Origin of the sequence: Micromonospora sp. NPDC049049 (genome assembly GCF_040649115.1) — a bacterium.
In the GTDB taxonomy this organism is placed as follows: Bacteria; Actinomycetota; Actinomycetes; order Mycobacteriales; family Micromonosporaceae; genus Micromonospora.
The window spans coordinates 500,323-506,341 of sequence record NZ_JBEZEX010000001.1; the positions used below are offsets into that span (position 1 = coordinate 500,323).

Genomic DNA, 6,019 nt, shown 5'->3' on the forward strand with positions numbered 1-6,019 from the left:
TGGAACTTTCCCCCCTGCCACCGCTGTGGCACCATCGGGGAACGCAGTTTTCTGACACCCTTGGTGGTAGGAGTTTCCGATGTCTGGTCTAACGCGTGGCCGGCTGCTCGGTCTGATCGTGGCGATGGGTCTTGTCGTGTCCGCTGTCGGGGGCGTTGTCGTCAGCAGTGAGATGCAGGCGACAGGGGTTGAGTGGGGTGCTCCGGTCAGCAGCAGTGGCGCGGGAGCCGTTGTCAACGAGCGTTGATGTCGGCGCGCTTCAGCGCCACCGATGAGGGGACACGAGCGTGCCGGGCAACAACGTCCCCCGCCGTTCAACGGAACGTGCCTGGCTGATCACCGGCCCCCTGGCTTCTCTCGCTATCCTCATCACCACATTCCTAGCCGTTACTGAAACCATAAAACCCCGCGACCTTCTGGTTGCGGGGTTGCTCGTGCTTGTGATGGTGGTGGCCGGCGTACCGACTCTGAGCTTCGTCGTCCGACGTCAGGCCGTCGTGGTCACCCTCACCGAGATCCCGTTGGTGCTGGGGCTGTACTGGCTCTCACCGGTGCTCGTGGTCCTGATCGCGACGATCGCCGCGGTGGTCACTCAGGCTCACCGTCGCTACCTGCCCCCCAAGTTCTGGTTCAACGTCGCCCGGGATGCCGCCGGCGTGTCGGTGGCGGGCGTGGTCGTGGTGGCGGCGCCGCCGCTCGACGGGGTTGGGCCCGCCACCTGGGGGGTCCTGTTTCTCGCGGTCAGCGCGAACACGCTGATCAGCTTGGCCTCGGTCGTCGGCGTGATCAGCCTGTTGCAGGGCTGGCAGGGGCTGCGGGGCACGACGGCGATGGCCGTGCAGGTCTTCCTCACCACCGCGCTGAACGTGGCGGTGGGGCTGCTCATCCTGATCGCGCTGGTGACGACACTGTGGTCGACGTTGCTCCTGGTGGCCATCACCGTCGCCGGCGTCATGCTCTACCGCGCGTACTCCCGGTTCCTTCGTCAGCACCGGACCCTCGGCGACATGTACGAGTTGACCCGGGCGATGACCAGCGCGGGCCACGAGGGGGCGCTCGCGGACGTGCTGCTCGATCGGATCCGCACCCTCATGCAGGCCGAGTACGCGACCCTCTGGCTTCCGGCGCAGCGCCGGCATCCGGAGGTGCTGCTGACCGCACGGCTGGACGACCGGGGGCTGCTCGACGTGGCGCCCACCCCGGTGGTGATTCGTGAGCGGGCTTTCGAGGCGGGCCACAACGTCACCCTCGGGCGGCTGCTCGGCGGCGATGCGGAGTTGCGTCGCGCGATCGCCGGCCGTCAGGTGAAGGACGTCATCGTCGTGCCGCTGCGGTCGGGGAAGGTGGTGATCGGCACGTTGGAGGTGGTCAACCGCCTCAGCGACGTCGGCCACTTCACCAAGGCCGATGTGCCCGTGCTGGAAACGGTGGCGGCGCACGCGGCCGTCGCGTTGGAGAATTCGCGGCTGGTCGACCGGCTGCGGCACGACGCGTACCACGACACGTTGACCGGGTTGCCCAACCGGCGGCGCATCACCGGCGCTCTTGACGAATCGGTCAAGATCGGCGCGCCGGACGAGGTGGTGGCGCTGCTGCTCTTCGACGTCGACGGGCTGCGCCAGGTCAACGAGTCCCTGGGGCACGCGGCCGGGGACAAGGTCCTCACCGAGGTCGCCAATCGGTTGCGGGCCAGCGCGCCGTCGTCGGCTCTGGTTGGCCGTGCCGGTGGGGACGAGTTCCTGGTGACGTTGCGGTTGGAGAGCGCCGAGGCGGCGGTCGAGTTGGCCGCCCAACTGCGCGACCAGATCCGCGACGAGATGGTCTTCGACGCGCTCACCCTCGACGTGGACACCGCCGTCGGGGTGGCCGTACACCCGGATCATGGCAGCGACGCGGCGACCCTGCTGCTTCGGGTCGACCTCGCCGCCACCGCGGCCAAGTCGGTACCGGGCAGCGTGCAGCTGTTCAATCCCGCGCTGGAGTCCCGTTCGCTGCGCCGGTTGGGTCTGGCCGGCGATCTGCGCCGAGCACTGGACCATGACGAGCTGGAGGTCTACTTCCAGCCCAAGGTGACTCTGCGGGACCGGCGCCTGGTGGGTGTGGAGTGTCTGGCGCGCTGGGAGCACCCGGCGCACGGCACTGTCGCGCCCGAGGACTTCGTGGCGGTGGCCGAGCACACCGGCCAGTTGAGCCGGCTCACCGAGGTGGTGCTCCGGGAGGGCCTTCGGCGCAGCCGGGACTGGGCGCTGGCCGACCAGCCGCTGCCCATCGCGGTCAACCTCTCGGCCCGTACGCTCATTGACCGACACTTCCCGGATCGGGTCCAGGAGTTGTTGACCGAGTACAAGGTGCCGGCGCAGCGCCTCACCCTGGAGATCACCGAGTCGGGGGTGCTGGACGGCACGGACCGGCCCATCCCCACCCTGCAACGGCTGCGGGATCTCGGCGTACGACTGTCGGTGGACGACTTCGGCACTGGTGACTCGTCTCTGGCGCACCTGCGCCGGCTGCCGGTGCACGAGGTGAAGGTGGACCGCTCCTTCGTGCAGGGCATGGCGACCGACCCGGGGGACCTGGCGATCGTCAACGCGGTCGTCACCCTCTCCCAGCAGTTCGGCCTGACGGTGGTGGCCGAGGGGGTGGAGAGCGAGCTGACCCTGGAGCTTCTCCAGGACATCGGCTGCGAGATCGGGCAGGGCTTCCTGTTCAGCCGGCCGCTGCCGTACGAGCGTTTGGCTGCCTGGTTCGGTGCCCAGGTCGAGCCGGAGACGGTCGCCAACGGGGAGCTTCCGCGCCTGCGTGTCGTGCCCTGAGCAGGGCGCCGACGATCACCGGGGATCCGATTTCACCTGTCGAGCCGGGCCGTGTACTCTTACTCCTGCGCGCCCCACGGGGAGATCGCGCAGGCCCCCTTAGCTCAGTCGGCAGAGCGTCTCCATGGTAAGGAGAAGGTCTACGGTTCGATTCCGTAAGGGGGCTCGAGGGTTCAGCTGGACCCATCGCAGCGGTGTAGCTCAGATGGTAGAGCAAGCGGCTCATAATCGCTGTGTCGCCGGTTCAAGTCCGGCCACCGCTACTCTCGTCTTCCGGGCTCGTTGCCGGTGGTCGTAAGAATGGGCGCTTCCGGCGCCCACTTTGCATGTCCGCGCTGTCAGCGTCTAGGCTGGCGCGTCGTAGTTGTTTCCGTTAGCGAGGAAGGCACTCCGCCGTGGCGAAGGCTACCGATGTCCGGCCGAAGATCACTTTGGCGTGTGTGGAGTGCAAGGAGCGCAACTACATCACGCGCAAGAACCGGCGCAACGACCCCGACCGCATTGAGCTGAAGAAGTTCTGCCCGCGCGACGGTCGGCACACGGTCCACCGCGAGACCCGCTGACTGCTGGCCGGCCTCAGGGCCGGCCGTTGTCGAAGCTTTCCGATCGCCGATCTGACCGGTTTGGTGCGGCTCCGCCGCCGCCTACCGATCAGGTCGGCGATTGGGCTTTCCGTGTAGGTTCGCGGCATGCCTCTGGACCCTTCCTTCGTCGGCCGGACGTATCCGCCGACCGCCCCCTACCAGGTGGGCCGAGAAAAGATCCGCGAGTTCGCCAGCGCCATCGGCGCCACCGATCCGGCCCACCACGACCCGGAGGCCGCGCGGGCGCTGGGCCACCCCGACGTGGTGGCCCCGCCGACCTTCCCGGTGATCGTGACGATGGCCGCGAGCAGCCAGATCATCGAGGACCCGGCCCTGGGTGTCGACTACAGCCGCCTGGTGCACGGTGACCAGCGGTTCGCGTACACCCGGCCGGTGGTTGCCGGCGACGAGCTGGTCTGCACCAACACCATCGAGGACGTCAGCACCAGGGGTGGGCACGGCTTCCTGACGACGCGCACCGACGTGAGCACCGCTGGCGGGGAACCCGTGGTGGCGGTCTGGGCCAGGTATGTCATTCGCGGGGAGGCGTGAGATGGAGTTGCCAGCACAGACGTTTCAGGTGACCCGCGCGGACCTGGTCCGCTACGCCGGCGCCTCGGGTGACTTCAACCCGATCCACTGGAGCGACCGGGTCGCCACCACTGTGGGTCTGCCCGGGGTGATCGCCCACGGCATGTTCACCATGGCCCTGGTCGGGCGGGCGGTCACCGTGTGGGCCGGATCGCCGGACGCGGTGGTCGAGTACGGCGTGCGTTTCACCCGGCCGGTGGTGGTCCCCGACGATGACCAGGGGACCGAGATCGAGGTGACCGCGCGGGTCCGCGAGGTGACCGAGGACGGTCTCACCCGGCTCGAGGTGACCGCCACCTGCCTGGGTGAGAAGGTGCTGTCGCAGGCGCGGGCAACCATCCGGACGGCAGGCTGAACCGAGCCCGCCACGCGTGGCGGAGAGACCGGTTGGGAAAGTCGGGCGGCTACCCGTACACTGGTCCGCCGTGGGGCAAGTGACCCCTGCTCGGTCGTCTGTGGCCGCGTGGGGCGAGTGTTGCCACATAGGGGTGTAGCTCAATTGGCAGAGCAGCGGTCTCCAAAACCGCAGGCTGCAGGTTCAAGTCCTGTCACCCCTGCGCCTCAGGCCTGACCGTTCCCGTGGGCCGCGCCGCCACCTGGCGGCGTCCGGCCCGTGGTGGTGGCATCGGCGGGGTGGCTCCGAGGCAATCGGGGCCCTCCGGGTGATCCACCGGCCGCGGCCCGTCGCGGGACGGTTGGGTCCGGCCGGCGTGACCAGCGCCGCGTGCGCCACTCGGCGTACGACCCCAGATTCCGCGACGGAGGGCGAAGTGGCCGACAACAAGCGGCGCGACGACGACGGCGACGATCGTCTGGACGACGAGGTCGTCGACGACGTGGCCGACGACGACGCCTCCGGCGCGGACGAGCCGGTTTCCCGGGGAGGCACCGCCACGCGGTCCCGTGCCCGGGCGGAGTCGGCGGACAGCCGGCCGACCACGCGGTCGGAAACGGGTCGGGTGGGCGTCTTCGGCCGCATCGCCCGGTTCTTCCGCGAGGTCGTAGCTGAACTGCGTAAGGTCATCTGGCCGACCCGCAAGGAGTTGCTGACCTACACCGCCGTGGTGGTGGCGTTCGTCGCGGTGATGCTGACGATCGTGGGTGTGCTGGACTTCGGCTTCGCCAAGGTCGTGTTGTTTGTCTTTGGCAACTCGGACTGACCGGCTGCCTCCAGCCATAGTGACGGAAGTGAGCGAGCGTGCCTGAGTACGACGAGACCGCCGGACCGGTGGACGAGCAGTCCACGGTCGCGACGGCGGCTGGTGACGAGTCGGTCGAGGCCGCCAGCGAGCCGGAGTTCCCTACGACCGAGCCCGCACCGGACGAGGACTACGACCCTGTCGCGGAGCTGAGGCAGAAGCTTCGCTACGCGCCGGGTGACTGGTACGTGGTGCACTCGTACGCCGGCTACGAGAACAAGGTCAAGACCAACCTCGAGACCCGGATCACGAGCCTCGACATGGAGGACTTCATCTACCAGGTCGAGGTGCCGACCCGGGAAGAGGTCGAGGTCAAGAACGGTAAGCGTTCGCAGATCCAGGCCAAGGTCTTCCCGGGTTACATCCTGGTCCGGATGGAGCTGACCGCCGAGTCGTACTCCTGCGTCCGGAACACCCCCGGTGTGACCGGCTTCGTCGGCGCGACCGACCGGGCCGACCGGCCGGCTCCGCTCTCGCTCGACGAGGTGCTGAAGTGGCTGGCGCCGGCTGTCGAGACCGAGCAGAAGAAGGCGAAGCCGGAGATCAAGGTCCTCGACTTCGAGGTGGGCGACTCCGTCACCGTCACCGACGGCGCGTTCGCGTCGCTGCCGGCCACGATCAGCGAGATCAACGCCGACCAGCAGAAGCTCAAGGTGCTGGTGTCGATCTTCGGTCGTGAGACTCCGGTGGAGCTCAACTTCAACCAGGTCGCCAAGATCTGATTGGTCGTCGGCGGCGGCCGCCGGTGCCGAGCACGTCGTCGCAGCGCAGGGCGAACTCGTGACTGCCGAACCGGCGACCTGACTCGACCGCCGCGACCGTCTCCCGGCTG

Annotated in this window: 7 protein-coding genes and 3 tRNA genes; all 10 read left to right on the forward strand. The window is 68.4% G+C overall.

All coding sequences use genetic code 11. The features are described from left to right. Positions 1-79 precede the first annotated feature (79 nt). The 10 genes from AB0B68_RS02335 (at position 80) to nusG (ending at position 5,909) form a co-directional block, all read left to right on the forward strand. On the forward strand, positions 80-247 hold the full coding sequence (locus tag AB0B68_RS02335) for a hypothetical protein (protein WP_357200936.1): 168 nt from the start codon (positions 80-82) through the stop codon (positions 245-247). Positions 248-287: 40 nt separating this feature from the next. Next, positions 288-2,813, forward strand: a complete 2,526-nt coding sequence (locus tag AB0B68_RS02340; RefSeq protein WP_357200933.1) for a bifunctional diguanylate cyclase/phosphodiesterase — start codon at positions 288-290, stop codon at positions 2,811-2,813. A gap of 93 nt (positions 2,814-2,906) precedes the next feature. Further along, positions 2,907-2,979 (forward strand) — tRNA-Thr (locus tag AB0B68_RS02345). Between the two features lie 24 nt (positions 2,980-3,003). Beyond that, positions 3,004-3,076 (forward strand) — tRNA-Met (locus AB0B68_RS02350). Positions 3,077-3,208: 132 nt separating this feature from the next. Next, on the forward strand, positions 3,209-3,376 hold the full coding sequence (rpmG, locus tag AB0B68_RS02355) for a 50S ribosomal protein L33 (RefSeq protein ID WP_007073056.1): 168 nt from the start codon (positions 3,209-3,211) through the stop codon (positions 3,374-3,376). 126 nt (positions 3,377-3,502) lie between these two features. Next, complete coding sequence (locus AB0B68_RS02360) at positions 3,503-3,949, forward strand: MaoC family dehydratase N-terminal domain-containing protein (protein ID WP_357200930.1); 447 nt, start codon at positions 3,503-3,505, stop codon at positions 3,947-3,949. A gap of 1 nt (position 3,950) precedes the next feature. Continuing rightward, positions 3,951-4,343 (forward strand): MaoC family dehydratase, encoded by a 393-nt coding sequence (locus tag AB0B68_RS02365; RefSeq protein WP_357257502.1) that lies wholly within the window; start codon positions 3,951-3,953, stop codon positions 4,341-4,343. Between the two features lie 129 nt (positions 4,344-4,472). Next, positions 4,473-4,545, forward strand: a tRNA-Trp gene (locus AB0B68_RS02370). 213 nt (positions 4,546-4,758) lie between these two features. Next, positions 4,759-5,148 (forward strand): preprotein translocase subunit SecE, encoded by a 390-nt coding sequence (secE, locus tag AB0B68_RS02375; protein WP_091403530.1) that lies wholly within the window; start codon positions 4,759-4,761, stop codon positions 5,146-5,148. A 38-nt stretch (positions 5,149-5,186) separates the two neighbouring features. Next, a complete protein-coding gene (nusG, locus tag AB0B68_RS02380; protein WP_112584800.1) occupies positions 5,187-5,909 on the forward strand; it encodes a transcription termination/antitermination protein NusG in 723 nt (240 codons plus the stop codon). Positions 5,910-6,019: the final 110 nt, after the last annotated feature.